Annotated in this window: 17 protein-coding genes; 9 read left to right on the top strand and 8 right to left on the bottom strand. The window is 73.0% G+C overall.

Annotated elements, in window-relative coordinates; genetic code table 11:
• Positions 1-878: 878 nt before the first annotated feature.
• Positions 879-1535, top strand: a complete 657-nt coding sequence (locus J2X36_RS24180) for a response regulator transcription factor (protein WP_132256280.1) — start codon at positions 879-881, stop codon at positions 1533-1535.
• 43 nt (positions 1536-1578) lie between these two features.
• Positions 1579-2055: a hypothetical protein gene (locus J2X36_RS24175; RefSeq protein ID WP_310354474.1), complete on the top strand. Its 477-nt coding sequence runs from the start codon at positions 1579-1581 to the stop codon at positions 2053-2055.
• Here J2X36_RS24175 and J2X36_RS24170 read toward each other — a convergent pair.
• Positions 2010-2405, bottom strand: coding sequence for a hypothetical protein (locus J2X36_RS24170; RefSeq protein WP_132256276.1), 396 nt, complete (start codon positions 2403-2405; stop codon positions 2010-2012). The two genes, J2X36_RS24175 and J2X36_RS24170, sit on opposite strands and share 46 nt — an antisense overlap.
• 81 nt (positions 2406-2486) lie before the next feature.
• Here J2X36_RS24170 and J2X36_RS24165 point away from each other — a divergent pair, with 81 nt between their 5' ends.
• The 4 genes from J2X36_RS24165 (at position 2487) to J2X36_RS24150 (ending at position 6393) form a co-directional block, all read left to right on the top strand.
• A complete protein-coding gene (locus J2X36_RS24165; protein WP_405029848.1) occupies positions 2487-3452 on the top strand; it encodes a DNA-3-methyladenine glycosylase family protein in 966 nt (321 codons plus the stop codon).
• A 46-nt stretch (positions 3453-3498) separates the two neighbouring features.
• Positions 3499-4593 carry a bifunctional DNA-binding transcriptional regulator/O6-methylguanine-DNA methyltransferase Ada gene (ada, locus tag J2X36_RS24160; RefSeq protein WP_310354471.1) on the top strand — a complete coding sequence of 365 codons (1095 nt, stop codon included), beginning with the start codon at positions 3499-3501 and terminating at the stop codon, positions 4591-4593.
• A 113-nt stretch (positions 4594-4706) separates the two neighbouring features.
• Complete coding sequence (locus J2X36_RS24155; protein ID WP_310354470.1) at positions 4707-5618, top strand: DMT family transporter; 912 nt, start codon at positions 4707-4709, stop codon at positions 5616-5618.
• A 190-nt stretch (positions 5619-5808) separates the two neighbouring features.
• A complete protein-coding gene (locus J2X36_RS24150; protein ID WP_405029850.1) occupies positions 5809-6393 on the top strand; it encodes a LysE family translocator in 585 nt (194 codons plus the stop codon).
• A 219-nt stretch (positions 6394-6612) separates the two neighbouring features.
• Here J2X36_RS24150 and glpK read toward each other — a convergent pair whose 3' ends face one another.
• Positions 6613-8121: a glycerol kinase GlpK gene (gene glpK / locus J2X36_RS24145; RefSeq protein WP_310354466.1), complete on the bottom strand. Its 1509-nt coding sequence runs from the start codon at positions 8119-8121 to the stop codon at positions 6613-6615.
• A gap of 58 nt (positions 8122-8179) precedes the next feature.
• Positions 8180-9733, bottom strand: a complete 1554-nt coding sequence (gene glpD, locus J2X36_RS24140; RefSeq protein WP_310354464.1) for a glycerol-3-phosphate dehydrogenase — start codon at positions 9731-9733, stop codon at positions 8180-8182.
• A gap of 122 nt (positions 9734-9855) precedes the next feature.
• Here glpD and J2X36_RS24135 point away from each other — a divergent pair, with 122 nt between their 5' ends.
• From J2X36_RS24135 to J2X36_RS24125, 3 genes are all read left to right on the top strand, one after another.
• Positions 9856-10269, top strand: coding sequence for a VOC family protein (locus J2X36_RS24135; protein ID WP_310354463.1), 414 nt, complete (start codon positions 9856-9858; stop codon positions 10267-10269).
• Positions 10270-10422: 153 nt separating this feature from the next.
• Positions 10423-11115, top strand: a complete 693-nt coding sequence (locus tag J2X36_RS24130; protein ID WP_310354462.1) for a hypothetical protein — start codon at positions 10423-10425, stop codon at positions 11113-11115.
• A gap of 321 nt (positions 11116-11436) precedes the next feature.
• Positions 11437-11775 carry a hypothetical protein gene (locus tag J2X36_RS24125; RefSeq protein ID WP_132257077.1) on the top strand — a complete coding sequence of 113 codons (339 nt, stop codon included), beginning with the start codon at positions 11437-11439 and terminating at the stop codon, positions 11773-11775.
• Positions 11776-11860: 85 nt separating this feature from the next.
• Here J2X36_RS24125 and J2X36_RS24120 read toward each other — a convergent pair whose 3' ends face one another.
• From J2X36_RS24120 to tagF, 5 genes are all read right to left on the bottom strand, one after another.
• Positions 11861-12244 (bottom strand): hypothetical protein, encoded by a 384-nt coding sequence (locus tag J2X36_RS24120; RefSeq protein ID WP_310354460.1) that lies wholly within the window; start codon positions 12242-12244, stop codon positions 11861-11863.
• Between the two features lie 50 nt (positions 12245-12294).
• Positions 12295-13911 carry a transglycosylase SLT domain-containing protein gene (locus J2X36_RS26945; protein ID WP_405029849.1) on the bottom strand — a complete coding sequence of 539 codons (1617 nt, stop codon included), beginning with the start codon at positions 13909-13911 and terminating at the stop codon, positions 12295-12297.
• A gap of 189 nt (positions 13912-14100) precedes the next feature.
• The gene (locus J2X36_RS24110) at positions 14101-16107 is read right to left on the bottom strand and encodes a protein kinase domain-containing protein (protein WP_310354458.1); all 2007 of its coding nucleotides are present in this window, start codon (positions 16105-16107) and stop codon (positions 14101-14103) included.
• Positions 16104-16925: a protein phosphatase 2C domain-containing protein gene (locus J2X36_RS24105; protein WP_310354456.1), complete on the bottom strand. Its 822-nt coding sequence runs from the start codon at positions 16923-16925 to the stop codon at positions 16104-16106. Before J2X36_RS24105 ends, J2X36_RS24110 begins: the two co-directional genes overlap by 4 nt.
• Positions 16922-17614 (bottom strand): type VI secretion system-associated protein TagF, encoded by a 693-nt coding sequence (tagF, locus tag J2X36_RS24100; protein ID WP_310354454.1) that lies wholly within the window; start codon positions 17612-17614, stop codon positions 16922-16924. Before tagF ends, J2X36_RS24105 begins: the two co-directional genes overlap by 4 nt.
• Between the last annotated feature and the right edge of the window lie 4 nt (positions 17615-17618).

The following is a 17618-nucleotide window of genomic DNA, read 5'->3' as shown; positions in this document are numbered from 1 at the left end:
AGCATGAAGAACGAGCCCGTCAGGTAGAGCACGTTCACCAGACCGCTCATCACCCCAACGCCGATGAACGCCGTCCGGCATCGGCTCAACGCCGATACGATCTCGACCGAGTTACGTTCACTCTTCACAGCGATCGATCCTCCGAGGCCGAGGTTTTGTAGACGGTTCGTACGATGGGAATCCAGAACTATCTGTCGCTAGTCCTAAGGACTAATCCCTAATCATCGATGCACGACGCGCGATTTCTAATGACGCTTAACACAGGATTGCTTTTCGACGGCGCCGTCGCCTCTTTCGGATGATACGAGAGCCCGCCGCGCCTCCGGCGCAAGCCAACGACCACGCCGCCTGCGCCCATGAAATTCCATGAAGAGGCTGCTCCTCAAGCAGTCTTCCAGACTGGGCTCGTCGCCCCGAGCAGGCAAGAGAGCAAGGTGATTTTCGGCGCGAGACGCATAGGTCCGTGCTTCCGTCGGAAAGCGAGGGTTGTCGGCCTGGAATTCGTTCCTCCAGGCGACCGCTCGACAGCTGCGGTGGAAAACTCCTTTCCAAGATGTACACTACCGTACGAAGCTCAACATTTGACGTTATGTTAGTGTAAAGGCCCTATCTTTCGCTGGATGCGTATGCGGGCCATGTTGATGTGCTCGATGCGTGATGATGACGTCTACGTCGCTGTTCGGCGAAATCAGGATTGCGGGTTCCATGTTCTGCCTGGGCCGCTGCGGATGTGAGGCTCGGGACGAGCGTTCGTCCCGTCGCGCATCCGGCGCGCTCACCTTAGCGGGAGCCCGGGCGTCCGCGTGGTCGCCGGCCGTCGCCCGCCCGAGCGGCGGCGCCGAGCCGGGGCTCCTGCACCCCTGCCGGGCTTGTCGCCCATGACACGCCCCTCCCACGCGCTGGTCGTCGATACGCATCGGCTGTTTCGAGAGGCTTTCGGCACGCTGCTCCGGCGGGATTGCGGTTTCGCCACGGTCCTGGAGACGGCCTCCCTCGACGAAGCGCTCCAGATGCTCGACGAGCACCGCGAGATCGTTTTCGCCTCCTTCGATCTCGCCACCCCCGGGATCGGCAACCCGCTGAGCCTGCGCAGCGTGCGGGAGGTCTATCCGGACCTGCGCATCGCCGCGCTCGCCGCCGCTTCCCGCCGCGAGGACATCTTCCTCGCCCTTCGGGCGGGCCTGCACGGCTTCGTCGCGAAGACCTTCGAGCCGGCGGAGATCATCCGCGCGGTGGGCCTCATCATGGAGGGCGGCATCTTCGTGCCGCCCGATCTCGTGGAACTGCCCCTCGCGGCGGAGGCCGGCGGCGAGCCCGGCTCAGAGCGCCGCAATGCGCAACCCTTCCGGTTGACGCCGCGCCAGCTCGACGTGCTGCGCCTGATTCGGTCCGGCCTGTCCAACAAGGAGATCGCCAAGACACTCGGGCTCACCGAAAACACGGTGAAGGTCCATGCCAACGCGCTCTACCGCGCGCTCGGCGTGAAGGATCGCTCGGGCGCGATGAAATGGGCGGAGACGCCCGGGCTTTCCTAGCTCTGCGCTCAGCCCTATCCTCCCCGCGGACGAGAGGTGCGGGATGCGCGACGCGGCGATGGTTCCTGCGTTTCCGGGGACGGAGGCGCCCGGCTCGGCGGACGGGCGGACGCGACGCGCCGTGATGCTCGGCCTCGCCGTCGCGGCGGTGCTGGCCGTCCTCGCCGCGGGTGGCGGGGCGGCGGATACGGAGCCCGACCTGCTCCGGCTCGTCCGCTTCATGGCCGCGCTCAAGGGCGCCTTCGCCCTGGCCGCGCTCGTCGCCTGCTTCTGGCGGCTCCGGCGCCCGGCCCTGCCCTGGCGGCAGGCCGTCTACGTCGTCGCGCCGGCCCTGATGGCGGGAGGTGCGCTCGCCCTCTGGCAGGTGCAGCTGCCCGGCCTCGCCGCGATCCTGCTGCATGCCGGCCTGTTCGGCTTCCTCGCCGCCGCTCTGACCGATGCCGACTTCCTCGAAATGCCCGTCCGGCGACTCCGTCAGGCGGCGGGCGGGCGCGAGCGCAGGCTCTCGCCGACGGAGTGAAGGGCGCTGGCGCAGGCGATCGCCTGGTCGACCGAGAACCGCAGGACCAGTTGCGCGCCGCCGAGGAGGTGGGCCACCATCACGGGCAGGCGGGAGGCGCTGAGGCTGCCCGTCTGCCAGCCGATCACGGGCAGGTGCACCGGCTCGATCCGCTCGCCCTCCTGCGGGCGGGGGTGTCCGGGCGAGCAGACGGCGCTGGCGGCGAGCAGCGACAGGGCGAGCTGGTTCGCCTGATCGGGCCTGATCTCCACCGGGATCGACCGGTCGCCGATCTGAATGCGGAGGCGCGGATTGCTCGGCCCCATCTCGACGCTGAACGTGACGCCGGGCGCTGTTCCGCTCTCACTCACGATGCCCCACCCCACCTATACCCAGGGGTTGTGGCATGCAGGACCATCCCGCGTCGACTCTCCGGAGGGGGCCGTCCGGCGTTGGTCTTCGGGGAGACGGAGGCCGGGGTCGGCGCGGTGACGGAGGCGGGCGGGCGCCATCTCCTGCCGGTGCGGGCGCCCTACGATTGGGACGCGATGGCGGCCTTCCTGGCGGGGCGGGCGATCCCGGGCGTGGAGCGGGTGGAGGCCGGGCGCTACCGGCGCACCGTCCGGTTCGGGGCGCGGCAGGGGACGGTGACGGTGCGACCGGGGCCGGGCGGGCCGATCGTCGAGCGTGATCTCGGCGAGGATGATCGCGATCTCCCGCGGAGCCTCGCGACGTTGATCGCGATCTTCGACACGCAGGCCGATCCGGAGGCCATCGCGCGGCACCTCTCGCGCGATCCGGGCCTCGCCCCGCTCGTCGCGGCCCGGCCGGGCCTGCGCGTGCCGGGCGCCTGGGACGGGTTCGAGATGGCGGTGCGCGCGATCCTCGGGCAGCAGGTCTCGGTCGCCGCCGCGACGCGGCTGGCGGGACGCCTGGTGGCCGCCTTCGGGACGCCGCTCGCCGCCGGAGGCGACGGCCTGACCCACCTGTTCCCGGAGCCGGAGCGGCTGGCCGGGGCGGACGTGTCCGCGGCCCTCGCCATGCCGCGCGCCCGAGGGCGGGCGATCCAGGCCCTCGCCGCCGCCCTGCTGCGGGAGCCGGACCTGCTCGCGCCGGGCCAGGGGCTCGAACCCGCGGTGGCGCGGCTGACGGCGTTGCCCGGCATCGGTGCCTGGACGGCGCAGTACATCGCCATGCGCGTCCTGCGGGAGCCGGACGCCCTGCCGCCCGGCGATATCGGCCTCCTGCGGGCGCTCGATTCCGGGCGGGGGCGCCCGTCGCCCGCGGAACTGCTCGCGCGGGCCGAGAGCTGGCGGCCCTGGCGCTCCTACGCCGTGATGCATCTCTGGACCGCGGACGCGGCAGCGATTGCCGAGCAAGCGCCGGGATGCGAGGCCGGAGCGGACGGGCGAGGGTGAGCCGGGACGCGAGCCGAGGGGCTCCGGGACGAGACGGGAGTGGCTCATGGTGGCGAGGCCAGCGCTGGTGACCGCGATCGAGGCGGGCGAGGCGGCGGACGAGGATGCGGCGCGCTGGGCGGCGCTCGAGCGCCGCGATCCCGAGGCGGACGGGCGCTTCGTCTATTCCGTGCGGACGACGGGGGTCTATTGCCGGCCGAGCTGCCGGGCGCGGCGCGCGAATCCCGGGAACGTCGCCTTCCACGAGACCTGCGAGGCGGCGGAGGAAGCGGGCTTCCGCCCGTGCCGGCGCTGCCGCCCGGACGAGCCCTCGCGCCGGGAGCGGCAGGCCGAGGCGGTCGCCCGCGCCTGCCGCCTGATCGAGCGTGCCGAGGGCGTACCCCCGCTGGCCGACCTCGCCCGCGCCGCCGGGATGAGCGCCTTCCATTTCCACCGGGTCTTCAAGGCGCTGACCGGCGTCACGCCGGCCGCCTTCGCCGATGCGCGGCGCGGCGCGCGGGTCGCCGACGGCTTGCGGACGGCCGGCAGCGTCACCGAGGCGGTCTACGGGGCCGGGTTCAACGCGGCGAGCCGGTTCTACGCGGGCGCCGGCGCCCGGCTCGGCATGACGCCGCGGGCCTATCGCGAAGGCGGCGTCGGCACGGTGATCGAGTTCTCGACGGCGCCCTGCTACCTCGGGACGGTCCTCGTCGCGGCGACCGGGCGCGGCCTCTGCGCGATCCTGCTCGGCGACGGCCCGGAGGCGCTGGAGCGCGACCTGCGCCAGCGTTTCCCGAAGGCCGACATCCGGCCGGCGGAGGCCCCGTTCGGGACTCTCGTCGCGCAGGTCGTCCGCTTCGTCGAGGCGCCGGCCCAGGGGCTCGACCTGCCCCTCGACATCGGCGGCACGGCCTTCCAGCGGCGGGTCTGGGAGGCGCTCCGGACGATCCCGCCCGGCACCACGGCGAGCTACGCCGAGATCGCCCGCGCCATCGGCGCGCCCGGCGCGGTGCGGGCGGTGGCGCAGGCCTGCGGCGCGAACGGGCTCGCCGTCGCGATTCCCTGCCACCGGGTCGTGCGCTCCGACGGGGCGCTCTCCGGCTACCGCTTCGGCGTCGAGCGCAAGCGGCGCCTCCTCGCCCGCGAGGACGGGGCGGAGTGAGGCTCCGCCGAGGGGGTGGCAGGGCTGCGCCGCGGGGGCTGTCCCGCCGGGCGGCGATCTCCTAACAGACCCCGCCCGGCCGATCCGGCCGCCACCGCGAGATTCCAGCGGAGATGTCCCCGTCCTCCCCGTCAGCCGGCCGCCGGGCCTATGCGCTCCTCACGCTCACCGCCCTTCTCTGGGCGGGGAACGCGGCTGCGGGGAAGATCGCGGTGGGCGAGGTCTCGCCGCAGGCGCTCACCTGCCTGCGCTGGGCGGTGGCCTGCGCCGTGCTCGGCGTGGTCGCGCGGCGGCCGCTCCTCGCCGAGTGGGACCGGCTCCTGCCGAGCTGGCGGCGCGTGCTCGCCATGGGCGCCTGCGGCTACACGCTCTACGCGAGCCTGTTCTACGCGGCCGGCACCCTGACGAGCGGGGTCAACCTCGCCCTGCTGCAGGGGTCGATCCCCGTCCTCGTCATCCTCCTCAATCTCGCCTTCTACCGCCGGGCCGTGGGCGCCGGGCAGGCGCTCGGCGTCGCGATCACGCTCGTCGGCGCCGCGGTCGCGGCGAGCCACGGCGACTGGCGCGTTCTGGCGACCCTCGCCTTCAACCAGGGCGACGTGCTGATGCTGGCGGCCTGCGTGCTCTATGCCGGCTACACCGTGGCCCTGCCGGCGCGCCCCAAGGTCTCGGCGCTGACCTTCTTCACAGCGATGGCGGCGGCCGCCCTCCTCACCTCGCTGCCGCTCCTCTTCGCCGAATGGGCGGCCGGGCAGACGATCTGGCCGACGCCGAAGGGCTGGTTCATCGTCGCCTTCGTCGGGCTCGGGCCGTCGCTGACGGCGCAGCTCTTCTTCATGCGCGGCGTCGAGCTGATCGGCCCGAACCGGGCCGGCCTGTTCGTGAACCTCGTCCCCGTCTTCGGGGCGGCCCTCGCGGTCCTCCTCGTCGGCGAGCCCTTCGCCTGGAACGACGCGCTGGCGCTGGCGCTCGTCCTCGGCGGGATCGTGGTGGCCGAGCGCCTGGGGCGCCGGCCGGCGGCCTGAGAGCCTGCTGGAGACCGCTGAAGGCGATGCCGATCGGTTCTCCGTGCGGCCGCTCTCGCTCGGCCGCGCGCGGGCGCCCTTTCAGGCTAGGCCGCCTGCTCGTAAGGTGAGGTCTTGCGCCCCCTCAAGGAGCACCGCCGCGGTGCCGACCTCGACGACGCTTCTCGCCTTCGCCCTCGTCGCGCTCGGGATGGTCCTCACACCCGGGCCGAACATGGTCTACCTGATCTCGCGCTCGATCTGTCAGGGGCGCGCGGCCGGTCTGATCTCGCTCGGCGGCGTGGCGCTCGGCTTCGTTTTCTACATGCTGTGCGCGGCCCTTGGGATCACGGCGCTCGTGTTCGCGGTGCCCTATGCCTACGACGCCCTGCGGCTGATAGGGGCGGTCTACCTCCTCTCCTTGGCTTGGCAAGCGGTGAAGCCGGGGGGCCGCTCGCCCTTCCAGGTGCGCGATCTGCCCGCCGACGCGCCGCGCAAGCTGTTCGCGATGGGGTTCGTGACGAACCTGCTCAACCCCAAGATCGCCATGCTCTACCTGTCCCTGCTCCCCCAGTTCATCGACCCGGCGCAGGGCAGCGTCCTGGCGCAGTCCCTCGTCATCGGCTGCGTCCAGATCGGGGTCAGCGTCACGGTCAACGCCGCGATCGCGGTTGCGGCCGGTTCCATTGCCCTGTTCCTGGCGCAGCGGCCGGCGTGGCTCCTCGTGCAGCGCTGGATGATGGGCACGGTGTTGGCCGGGCTTGCCGTCCGCATGGCGACCGAAGCACGCCGCTAGGGCCGAGATCGCTATCGTGCCGCTCGCCCGCGCAGGCGTGGTCGGCAAAGCACCGTGTCGCGAGGGGCCGGGGGCGACGCGAGCCGCGCGGCAGCGCCACGCCACCGTGGCGGCGAGGCGGTGCCGCCTGCGCCCGATCACGCGTCAGGCCCGCTCGAAATTCCTGCTGCTCACCGCGCCGTCAGGCCCTCACTCCCGTTCCGAACCGGGCTTCGACAGTCAGGCCTCCTCGGGCTCCGCCCAGTCGAAGGCGCGCTTCACGGCCCGGTTCCAGCCCGCGTAGAGGCGCTGGCGGTCGGCGGCGGCCATGCCGGGCTCCCAGCGCCGGTCGACGCCCCAATTGGCCGCGAGGTCGTCGAGGCCGTTCCAGTAGCCGGTGGCGAGGCCGGCCGCGTAGGCCGCGCCCAGCGCCGTGGTCTCCGCAACCTTCGGGCGCACAACCGGCACGTCGAGGATGTCGGCCTGGAACTGCATCAGGAGGTCGTTGCCGACCATGCCCCCGTCGGTGCGCAATTCGCGGATGCCGATCCCTGAATCCTCGACCATCGCCTCGACGACCTCCCGGGTCTGGAAGGCGGTGGCCTCCAGGGCCGCGCGGGCGATGTGGCCGCGATTGGCGTAGCGGGTCAGGCCGATGATCAGCCCGCGGGCGCTCTCGCACCAATGCGGCGCGTAGAGGCCGGAGAAGGCGGGCACGAAGAAGAGGCCGCCATTGTCGGCGACGCCCGCCGCGAGGCTCTCGACCTCGGCGCTGTCGCGGATGAGGCCGAGATTGTCGCGCAGCCATTGCACGAGGGCGCCGGTGATCGCGATGGAGCCTTCGAGGGCGTAGACCGGGGCCTGCCCGCCGAGCCGGTAGCCGACCGTTGTGACGAGGCCGCAGGTCGAGGGCACGGGCTCGGCGCCGGTGTTCATCAGGAGGAAGCAGCCGGTCCCGTAGGTGTTCTTCGCCTCGCCCGGCCGGAAGCAGGTCTGCCCGAACAGGGCCGCCTGCTGGTCGCCGAGGATGCCGGCGATGGGCACGCCCGCGAAGGGCGCCCGCGTCTCGCCGTAGACCTCGCTGGAGGAGACGATGCGCGGCAGGATGGCCTCCGGCACGCCGAGGGCGCGGCACAGATCCGGGTCCCAGGCGAGGTCGGAGAGCGACATCAGGAGGGTGCGGCTCGCATTCGTCGCGTCCGTGACGTGGAGCCCGCCCTCCGGCCCGCCGGTCAGGTTCCAGACGAGCCAGGTGTCGACGTTGCCGAACAGGATGTCGCCGGCCTCCGCCGCGGCGCGCGCGCCCTCCACGTGGTCGAGGAGCCACGCGAGCTTGAGGCCGGAGAAGTAGCTCGCCAGCGGCAGGCCGGTGCGGGCCCGGAAGCGGTCGCGCCCGCCCTCGCGGGCGAGGCTCGCGACGAGGGGCTCGACGCGGGTGTCCTGCCAGACGATGGCGTTGTGCAGGGGCTCGCCCGTCCGGCGGTCCCAGATCAGGGTCGTCTCCCGCTGGTTGGTGATGCCGATCGTGAGCAGGTCCTTCGGGGTCAGGCCCGCCCCATCGAGGGCGTCCCGCATCACGGCCTGGGTGTTCCGCCAGATCTCCCGCGGGCAATGCTCGACCTGACCGGGCTTGGGGTAGATCTGCGCGTGCTCGCGCTGCGCGCAGGCGATGACGCGGCCCTGCCGGTCGAACACGATGAAGCGCGTGCTGGTGGTGCCCTGGTCGATGGCGCCGACGTAGCGCGACATGGCCGCTCCCTCCCTTGGCTGGTTCCGCTTCGGCGGCGCGGCGTCCGCGCCGCCCCGATCATCCCGCGACCGCCTCGGCGCGGGCGAGGTGACGTTCGAGCCGCGCGACGCCCTCGCGGCTGGTGCGCAGGCCGAGCTTCGTCCGCCGCCACAGGATGTCCTCGGCCGTGCGCGCCCATTCCTCCCGCCGGAGATAGGCGATCTCGGCCGCCGTGAGGCCGGCCTCGAACCCCTCGCCGAGATCGGCGAGATTCCGCGCCCCCGACAGGATCCGCTCCGCACGCGTGCCGTAGGCGCGGGCGAGGCGGTGGGCGGTCTCTGCCGGCAGGAAGGGGTGCCTGCCCGCCAGCAGCCCGGCGAAGGCCGCGAAATCCGCCCCCGCGAAATCCGCCCCCGCGAAATCCGCCCCCGCTATGTCGCCGCCCGGCAGGGCCGCCCCTCCGGTCCAGGCCGGCCCGAGGCCGGGGCAGTAGGGCCTCAGCTTCTCCAGCGCGTGCTCGGCCAGCCTGCGATAGGTCGTGATCTTGCCCCCGAACACGGAGAGGACGGGGGCGCCGCCGTCCCGGTCGGCGAGGTCGAGCACGTAGTCCCGCGTCACCGCGGAGGCGTCGGCCGCGGCGTCGTCGTAGAGGGGCCGCACGCCCGAATAGCTCCAGACCACGTCCGCAGGCCCGATCCGGCTCCGGAACGAGCGGTTGATGCAGGCGCAGAGATATTCCGTCTCCTCGGCCGAGATCGTCACCGGGCCGGGCGCGCCGTCATAGGGCACGTCGGTGGTGCCGATCAGCGTGAAGTCGCGCTCGTAGGGGATGGCGAAGATGATGCGCCGGTCCGGCTGCTGGAGGATGTAGGCCTGCGCGCCGGGATAGAGCTGCGGCACCACGATGTGGCTGCCCTTGACGAGGCGCAGGCCGGCGCGGGCAGGGAGGCCGAGCGTCCCGCCCAGGACGCCCGCGACCCAGGGGCCGGCGGCGTTCACGATGATCCGGGCGCGCACGCGGCCGGTGCGGCCGGTGCCGAGGTCGGAAAGCCGCGCGATCCAGGCCGCCTGCGCGCCCGTGCCCACCCGCTCGGCGGCCTCGACCCGGGTGCGGGTGCGCAGCTCCGCGCCCCGGTCGGCCGCGTCCCGGGCGTTGAGGACGACGAGGCGGCTGTCCTCCACCCAGCAATCCGAATAGGCGAAGCCGCGGGTGAGCCGGTCCTGCAGGGGCGCGCCGAGCCCGGAGCGGCGCAGATCGACGCTCTCGGAGGCCGGAAGCGCCCCGAGGCGCGACAGGTGATCGTAGAGGAACAGGCCGAGCCGCAGCAGCCAGGCCGGGCGCAGGCCGGCATCGTGCGGCAGGACGAAGCGCAGCGGCCAGATGATGTGGGGCGCGAGCCGCAACAGCCGCTCGCGCTCGGCCAAAGCCTCCCGCACGAGGCGGAACTCGTACTGCTCGAGGTAGCGCAGGCCGCCATGGATCAGCTTGGTGCTCGCGGAGGAGGTGGCTTCCGCGAGGTCCCCCTGCTCGCAGAGCATCACGCGCAGGCCCCGGCCGGCCGCGTCCCGCGCGATGCCCGTGCCGTTGATGCCGCCGCCGATGACGAGAAGGTCGACCTCGCCGTGCTCCACGCTCCCGCCTCCGTCCGCGCCCCGTTGCCAAGATAGGCCACGCGGCCGGGACCGGGCAGTCGCCCCCGCGCGTTTCCCCCGCGGGGGCGGCGCCGCGCGGATGCGGCGAGCGGAGGCTGCCGATGCCGGCGCTGAACGGCGTTCTCGAGACCGTGCTCTACGTCGAGGATCTCGACCGGGGCGACGCCTTCTACGGCGGCGTGATGGGCTTGGCCTGCCTTCACAGCGATTTTCGCATGCGCGGCTACGACGTCGCCGGGCGCGGCGTGCTCCTGCTGTTTCCCCGCGGCGGCTCCCTGCAGCCGATCGAGACGCCGGGCGGCACGATCCCGCCCCACGACGGCAGCGGCCCCCACCACGTGGCGTTTTCCATCCCCGCCGACGCGCTCGCCGCCTGGGAGGCGCATCTCGCGGCAGCCGGTATCCCGATCGAGGGCCGGACGCACTGGCCCCGCGGCGGCACCAGCCTCTATTTCCGCGATCCGGACGGCCATCTCCTCGAAATCGCCACGCCGGGGCTCTGGCGCGGGTATTGAGGCGCTTCGCCGCCGTCGATCACGCGGTCCAGCTGCCGGGAATCAGTTCTCGCGGGAAACTGTAGGGTCTTCGCGCGGAGGCCCCCGTCCCTATGCAATCGTCGTCCGGTCGGTTACCGTCGATCCGATCGGAAGCGCAGGTTGCGTCGGGACATGATGTCGCGCTGGAGGCCCACGGCCATCGCCGCCCTCGGGGCGGGCCTGTTCCTGGTGTTCGTGGCCGCAGGCGCCTTCGCGATCGTCAGCCTGATGCCCGCCGCCGTGGCGGTGGCCCCGCCGAAGGGCATCTTCCTCGCCGACACGGCCGCGCCCGGCGCCTCGCCCGCCCTCGCCTGGACGGAGGGGCGGGCCGAGCCGGCGGCCGTGACCCCGCCGCGCGAGCCGCCCCCACCCGCCGCGGCGAGGCCGGAGCCCGCTCCCCCGCCGCAGCCGCGGCCCCCGGCGCGGCTGCCGAACCGGGACATGGCCGCGCTGCCGGCCGAGCCGCAGGCGCCCCTCCGGCCCGCCCCGCGCCCGCAGGCCGCGCCGCAACCCGCGCCGGCCGATCCGCGCCTGCGCAACGTCCTGACCCCGGCCGAGATTCGCCGCATCAAGCTGTCGCTGCGGCTGACCGCGGAGCAGGAGCCGCACTGGCCCGCCGTCGAGGCCGTCCTCACCGAGATCGGCGCGCAGCAGATGGCGCTCGCGCGGGCCGGCCAGAACACCGCGGACGCGTTCTCCGGCACGACGCTGCGCATCTACGCCGCCGCCCGCCCCCTGATCGGGGTCCTGCGCGAGGATCAGAAGGCGCAGATCCGCAATCGCGCCCGCGCCATGGGGCTCGAATCGGTCGCCTCTTATCTGTGATCCCGCCGCCGAACCGGCCCGGGACCGGTTTCGCGGGATGTGGGACCTTGCGGCAACAGTCTCCGGCCGGACGAGGCCGCGTGTCGAGGCCGCACCGGCGCGCCCGGAATTGCGCTTTTCTGTGAAGGTGTTCGCGGCAATCGAGCGAGCCCTTTCAGACATCGTCAACCCTGCCGCCAATGAGCGGTGCAGATATTGTATTCGCGCGTCCCAAGAGCCCGTTCGCGTGAAACCAAGATTGATTTCTGCGCGTTTTGGCGCATGGTGAATCACGACATGGCGATTGAAGGAGGGAAGGAGATGGTTCGACACGTACGTTGCTTGGCCGCAACACTCGCGCTCGCGTTCGGTACGCTGGGTGCCGGCTCGGCGCTCGCGCAGAACGAGGTGGTCTCCGAGGCGCGGCTCGCCAACGCGAAGCGGCACATGGAGCTCGTCTGCCAGCCCCTCGAGAACCGCCGGCAATTCGCCAAGGCGGCCCGCTGCTTCTCGAACGTGACGGCCTACCTCACCGATGCGACCGTCGCCCTGGCCGAGCCGGCGCAGCCGCGTCCGGTCCGCGTGGCCGTCGAGGCGCCGACCCGCGTCGCGCTGATCGCGCCCCGCCGCACGGGCGGCCTGCTCACCTCGAACTTCGTGCTCTCCGGCGTCGGTTTCTGACGCCGCAGACCCGGGACACCGAAAGCGCGCCGCAGGACACCCCTGCCGGCGCGCTTCCGCATGTCCGGACCCTCGCGCGGCCGCCTCAGCGGCGGGCGTCGAGGCTCCGCTGCGCATTCTGGATCGCCCGCTCGGCGGCCAGCCGCGCCCGCCGGGCGTCCCGCCGCGCCCGCATCACGGGCGGGCGGGATGCGTGTTGAGCCGCCGTCGGGGCGCCCGTCACCTCGGCCTGGGGTCGCACCGGCACCCCTGGCTTTGCTTGCGCCGCCTCGGGCTTCGCTTGCGCCGCCTCAGGCTTCACGGGCGGCGTGTCCAGCTTCGCGGGCGATGCCTCGGGCTTCGCGGCGGCCGGCGGCTTCTCCTCGGCCCGGGCCGGCAGGGCGGGCGCGAGGGCGAGAAGCAGCGCCGCGAGAAGGGCGCTCCGGCGCCTCGCGGCGGCGGGCAGGGTTCGGCTCGTCGGTCGGCTCATCGGCAGGGATCCTTCCCCAGTTGCGCGTGGCGGAGCACGCTGGTCACGGGTCACGGCCTCGGCGGCGCGGGCCGCACCGGCAGGGAGACGGGCTGGATTCCCGCGTCCGGGCGCGCCACGGCATGCACGTTGCGGTAGCGGTTCAGCCGCAGGCCGATCATCGTCTCGAACTTGTCGCGCACCGCGCTCACCGACAGGCTCTGCATCTTCCCGTCGGCCGCCGCCGAGTAGAAGATCGGCCGGTTCGCCTCCGCGGGCTTCGGCAGCAGCTCGGCCGCCGCCGCGTTCGGCGCCGCCACGGCGCGCGCGATCAGCCGCTCCGCGCCGTCGGGGCCGAGGAAGTGCACGAGGTAGGTCTCGCCGCCGGTCAGGGGACGCCCGAGGCGGCGCGCGATCCGCTCGCCGTCGCGCTTCAGCATCTCCGCGGCGAAGACGGCCGAGAGATAGGCGTCCCGGCGCAGGGCGAGGATGCGGGCGCGCTCGGCGCCGGGCAGGTCCCCGCCCGCGAGGCGCGCCTCCTTCTCCAGGCCGTAGGTGCCCCCGAAATCGCGCACGACGCCGAGCCAGGTCTTCTCGATGAACTGGAACAGCCCGGTCGCCGAGGAGGTCTGGGCCTGGACCTCGGTCGCGAAGCTCGATTCCTTGTCGGCGATGGCCATCAGGAGCACCGGGTCCATGCTCGTGATGCGCGCCGCCCGGACGATCTTCTCGACGAGGTGGCGCCGGATGCGCATCGGCCCGAAATTGAGGAGCTCGTCCGGATTGCGCGGGCCGGAGGATTCGAGGGCCACGGCGAGCGAGGCGTAGGCCGCGAGCTCCGGCCGGTCGGAGGCGCGCTTGCGCGCGTCCGAGAGGTCGCCGGAGAGGATCGACTTGCCCACGGAGGAGGCGAGCTTCACGGAGGGCCGCGCGATCGGCCGCGCCTCGGCGAGCGGCACCCGCTTCAACTCGACGCCCGAGGGCACGAGCCGGATGACGGGTGTGAGGGGTGAGGCGGGCGCGGCGTCGACGTCCGAGACGTCGTAGAGCTGCTCGGCCACGTCCTGCGAGACGAGGAGGACCGGCTCGTCGGCGGCGAGCGAGAGCAGGGCGGTCGCCTGCACGAGATCGGGATCCTCCTCCGGCTCCGCCGGCACGAGAAGCCAGCCGATGCCGATCGCGAGGCAGACGAACACCCCGATCAGGCCCGCCCCGAAGATCGGCCGCCGCTCGAGGTCGGGCAGGCGCAGGAACGAGGTCAGGGTCCGCCAGGGCGTCTCGGCGGCCTCGTCCCGGCGGGGAATCACCCGCGTCGCCCGCTCGGCGTGCAGCCTCTCCGCGGTGAACGCGGACACGGCCTCGAACCAGTCGATCGCGGGCTGCCCCTGCGCGCCCTCGCCCTCGAGCTGCGCCACGCGCTCGTCGAGGTGCTCGGCGAGGAGCCGCGAGGTCTCCAGGGCGCGGGCGAGGTCGGCGGGCTTCGCCGACCGCCCCCGGGCCCGGGCGTCGATCGCGTAGAACCAGTGCTGCAGCGGCGGTTGCGGCTTGGAGAAGGGGGTCCCCTGGCAGGGATAGAGCTTGAAGCCGCAACTCCGGCAGGCGAAGGCGCGGTGCTTGCGCGTCGCCTCGAAGCCCGCCTCGCGGCCGCAGGCCTCGCAGGCGCGCTCCCCGTGCCGCAGCCGCATCACCTCCGCCAAGCAGGCGTCTTCCGAAACGCTGCCTGCAAAGGTCTCGAACGCCGTCACGTCAGATCCCCCGGCGCGACATCAATCGTTCCGCCCTGGTCATGCGCGGACGATCTGTTGTTTTCGCCCGGAACGCAATCGAAAACCGGATCGAGTACGGTATGGGCGGTGATACGCCGGTCTTCACGCGCGTCAGGCCCCGTTGCTGAGCTTGAAGTACTTGACGCTGATGCCGATCGGGCCGCTCTTCGCGGCGTCTTCGGAGACGAGCTTGAAGAAGCGGTCGGCGCTGATCCCGCCGGCCTTCACGGCCGCCATCGCGCCGGCGAGCGGGCGGTGGCTCGCCAGCGCGACGACGAGTTGCGGCTGCGCGTCCGCGCTGCGCTCGTTGCCGACGACGCGCAGCTTGGCGGTGAGGGCGTCGCCGGCCTTCTTGGCGTAGGCGGCGAGGCTGTGGACGGTCCCCTCGTCCGAGATCAGCAGGAGCTCGACGGTGCGGTCCGCCTTGGTGTCGCTGGTCACGACGAGTTCGTCGCCGCTGCGCAGCGTATCCGCCTTGAGCGAGAGCGCGGGCTTGGCCGCGCCGCGCTGCGCGCCCTGCCGGGCGAGGTAGTCGACGAGGGGGCATTGCGCCGCCGTGATCTGGCGCAGGTTGATCTCCGGCTCGAAGCCGAGCGTGCGCTGGAACGCCTCGTCGAAGGCCATGAAGGGGGCGGGGGTCGAGCCGAAAGCCTCGATCGTCGCCTCGTTCATCGCCAGCGTCACGGGCGTGATGAAGAAGCACTGCCCGCCGCTGTAGCCGCGCAGGAAGTCGCGCACCTGGTCGAGGCTCGTCTCCCGCCGCTGCCGGCCCTGGGACGGAGGCGCCTCCGGCGACCCGCTCGGAGGCGGCAGGTGCGCGAGGGCGGGATCGTTGCGGGGGCGCTCGGGCGGCGGCTCTTCCAGCCGTGACTCCTCCTGCCTCTGCGGGTCCTGTCTCGGAGCATCCTGCCTCGAAGCATCCTGCCTCGGCGCATCCTGCCGCGGGCCGTCGACGGGCGGGCTCTCGCGGCGCGCCGTCTCGGTCCGGGGCTCTTGGCGCGGCCCTTGGAGTGGCTCTTGGCGCGGCTCGGGGCGCGCCGGGGGAAGTTCCGGCGGGAAGACGGGGGGCTCCGGGGCGAGCCGCGCGGCCTCGTTCGTCCGGTTCGGGCTCGCCGGCTCGGCGGCCCTCTGGCCGGGCTCGCCCCCGGTGCGGGGCCAGAGCCCGCCGAGATCGAGCGTGCCGGTGAGGAGCGCCGCCCCGAGCCCGCCGGCGATCAGCACGATCGCGGCGGCGCCCGCGAGGAGCCAGCGCCGGCCGCCGCTCGGCGCCACCTTCGGCACCCAGGCCGCGATCTCGGCCATGCTCTGCGGCCGGTCCTTCGGGTTCGGCTGCAGCATCCGCTGCAGGATCGTGCGCAGATCGGGATCGATCCCGGCGAGGTCCGGCACGCGACGGCGGCGGTCGATCACCTCGACATGGCTGTGGCCCATGTCGAGGATCTTGCCCCGCGCCGCCTCGGCCATGACGAGGCCGAGGCTGTAGATGTCCGATGGCGGGCCGACCTCGCCGCCGAACAGGCCGAGCTGCTCGGGCGAGACGTAGTTCATCTTGCCCGCGAAGCCGCTGCCGATCAGGGTTCCCTCGCCGAGCGGCGAGCGCGCGATGCCGAAATCGATGATCTTGGCGCGGGAGACGTCGCCGCCGGGCACCAGGACGTTGTCGGGCGAGAGGTCGCGGTGGACGATGCCGAGTTGGTGGGCGGCCTGCAGCCCCAGCGCCAAGCGGCGCATCAGGACGCAGATGTCCGGGGTGCCGAGGGCGCCGCGGCGGAGGATGTCGGAGAGCGACTCGCCCTCCACGAACTCCATCGCGAGGTAGGGAATGCCGAGGACGGGGTCGATCGTGAAAACGAAGTAGCGGACGATCGCCTCGTTGTAGAGGTTGTGCAGCGAGGCCGCTTCCTTGCGGAACAGGGCGAGCGCGGTGTCGTTCTGAGCGAGGTCCGGCCGCACGGTCTTGATCGCCACGACGTCGCCGGTGACGACGGCGCGGCCCCGGTAGATCTCCCCCATCCCGCCGGAGGTGATGTACCGGTCGATCTCGTAGATCCCGTTCAGGCGCGTCCCCGGCGTCAGCCGGAAATAGGGCCCTGGGGAGATGACAGTCTCGTCGCTCACGCGGATACCTCGTCGGGAGCGCCGGGGCCGTCGGGTCCGGGCGCTGGATCGTAGCGGACGACCACCACCGTCACGTTGTCGGTGCCGCCCCGCTCCAGGGCGAGGGCGACGAGGGCGTCGCAGGCCGCCTGCGGCTCGGCACCGTCGAGGCGCGCGCGGATGTCCTCGGGCTCGGCGTGGCCGGTCAGCCCGTCCGAGCAGATCAGGAAGGTGTCGCCCGGCTCCAGCACGCCGCTCGACAGCTCGATCTCCGGCTCCGGCCGCACGCCGACCGCGCGGGTGATGACGTTGCGCCGCGGCCAGGTCCTCGCCTCCTCGGGGGTGAGGGTGCCCGCGTCGATGAGCTGCTGGACTTCCGTATGGTCGCGCGAGAGCTGGAGGAGGTCGCCGCCGCGCAGCCGGTAGATGCGGCTGTCGCCGGACCAGACGCAGGCGAAGTTGCGCTCGAAGGCGAGGAGCACGGCGACGGTGGTGCCGATGACCCGGTCCCGCGCCTGCCCAATCTCCTGGATGGCCATGTTGGCGCGCAGGATCCGATCCTCCAGCCGCGCCAGGAGGTCGTTCGGGGAGACCGCGGCGCCGATCGAGGCGAGGCTCTCGACCACCGTCGTGCTCGCGACCTCGCCGGCCTCGTGCCCGCCCATCCCGTCGGCCACGGCGAAGACGCCGATCTCGGGCGCCAGGAGATAGCGGTCCTCGTTCAGCTGGCGGACCCGGCCCGTGTCGCTCAGGGCTGCGCAGCGGAAGGGGGAGGGTCCCGGCAGGCCGGGGGCGCCCGGCAGGGGCAGGCCGAGGGGATCGTTGGCGTCCTGCATCATGCGCGGCTAACCCTCCCGAATGACCCCGTGAGCATCGCGGCGAAACAGGCCGGATCGGGCAGGCCGCGGCTCGCCAGCGCGCGCGGCGCCACCTCCTCGCCGCCCAGCGTCCACCAGTAGGTCGCGCCGGCGCTGGAGCGCGCGATCCCGGCGGCGCGCAGGGCCGCGAAGGCCCCCCTCGCATCGCCCTCGGCGAGCGGGCCGGGGAGGGCGGCGCGGGGCCATTCGGCGATGCCCTCGGGCAGGGCCGGGGGCGGTGCCGCGGCCGGCCTGCCGAGCGCCTTCAGCGCCTCGCTGACGCTCTCGAGGCCGGTGCCGGGGGCGAGCGCGGACAGGAGGATGTCCTCGACGGCGCCCATCCAGGCATCCTGCGGGTCGATGTCCGGGGGCACCCAATGCTCGTCGGCCTCGGCGCAGGCGAAGGCCGCCAGGGGGAAGTAGCGCCCGACCCCGTCCACCGAGGGCATCAGGGCGCCGAGCGTCGTCGCCCCGCAGACCTCGTGCCCGAGCCAGAAGCGCCAGATCGGCGCCCGCAGGAAGGCGGGCTGCCACTCGGCCCCGAGGCTCGCCCGGCTCGCCGCCACGCCCTGCTGGAGCCAGGGCTCGACGGTCGCGAGGAACTCGCGCGAGGCCCCGGGGGCGATGAAGTCGCGCTTGGCGGGGAGCTTCCCGTAGAGGCCGCAGCGCATGGCG

The sequence above is a fragment of the Methylobacterium sp. BE186 genome (genome assembly GCF_031457035.1).
In the GTDB taxonomy this organism is placed as follows: Bacteria; Pseudomonadota; Alphaproteobacteria; order Rhizobiales; family Beijerinckiaceae; genus Methylobacterium; species Methylobacterium segetis.
This window is presented reverse-complemented; position numbering and strand designations above follow the sequence as displayed.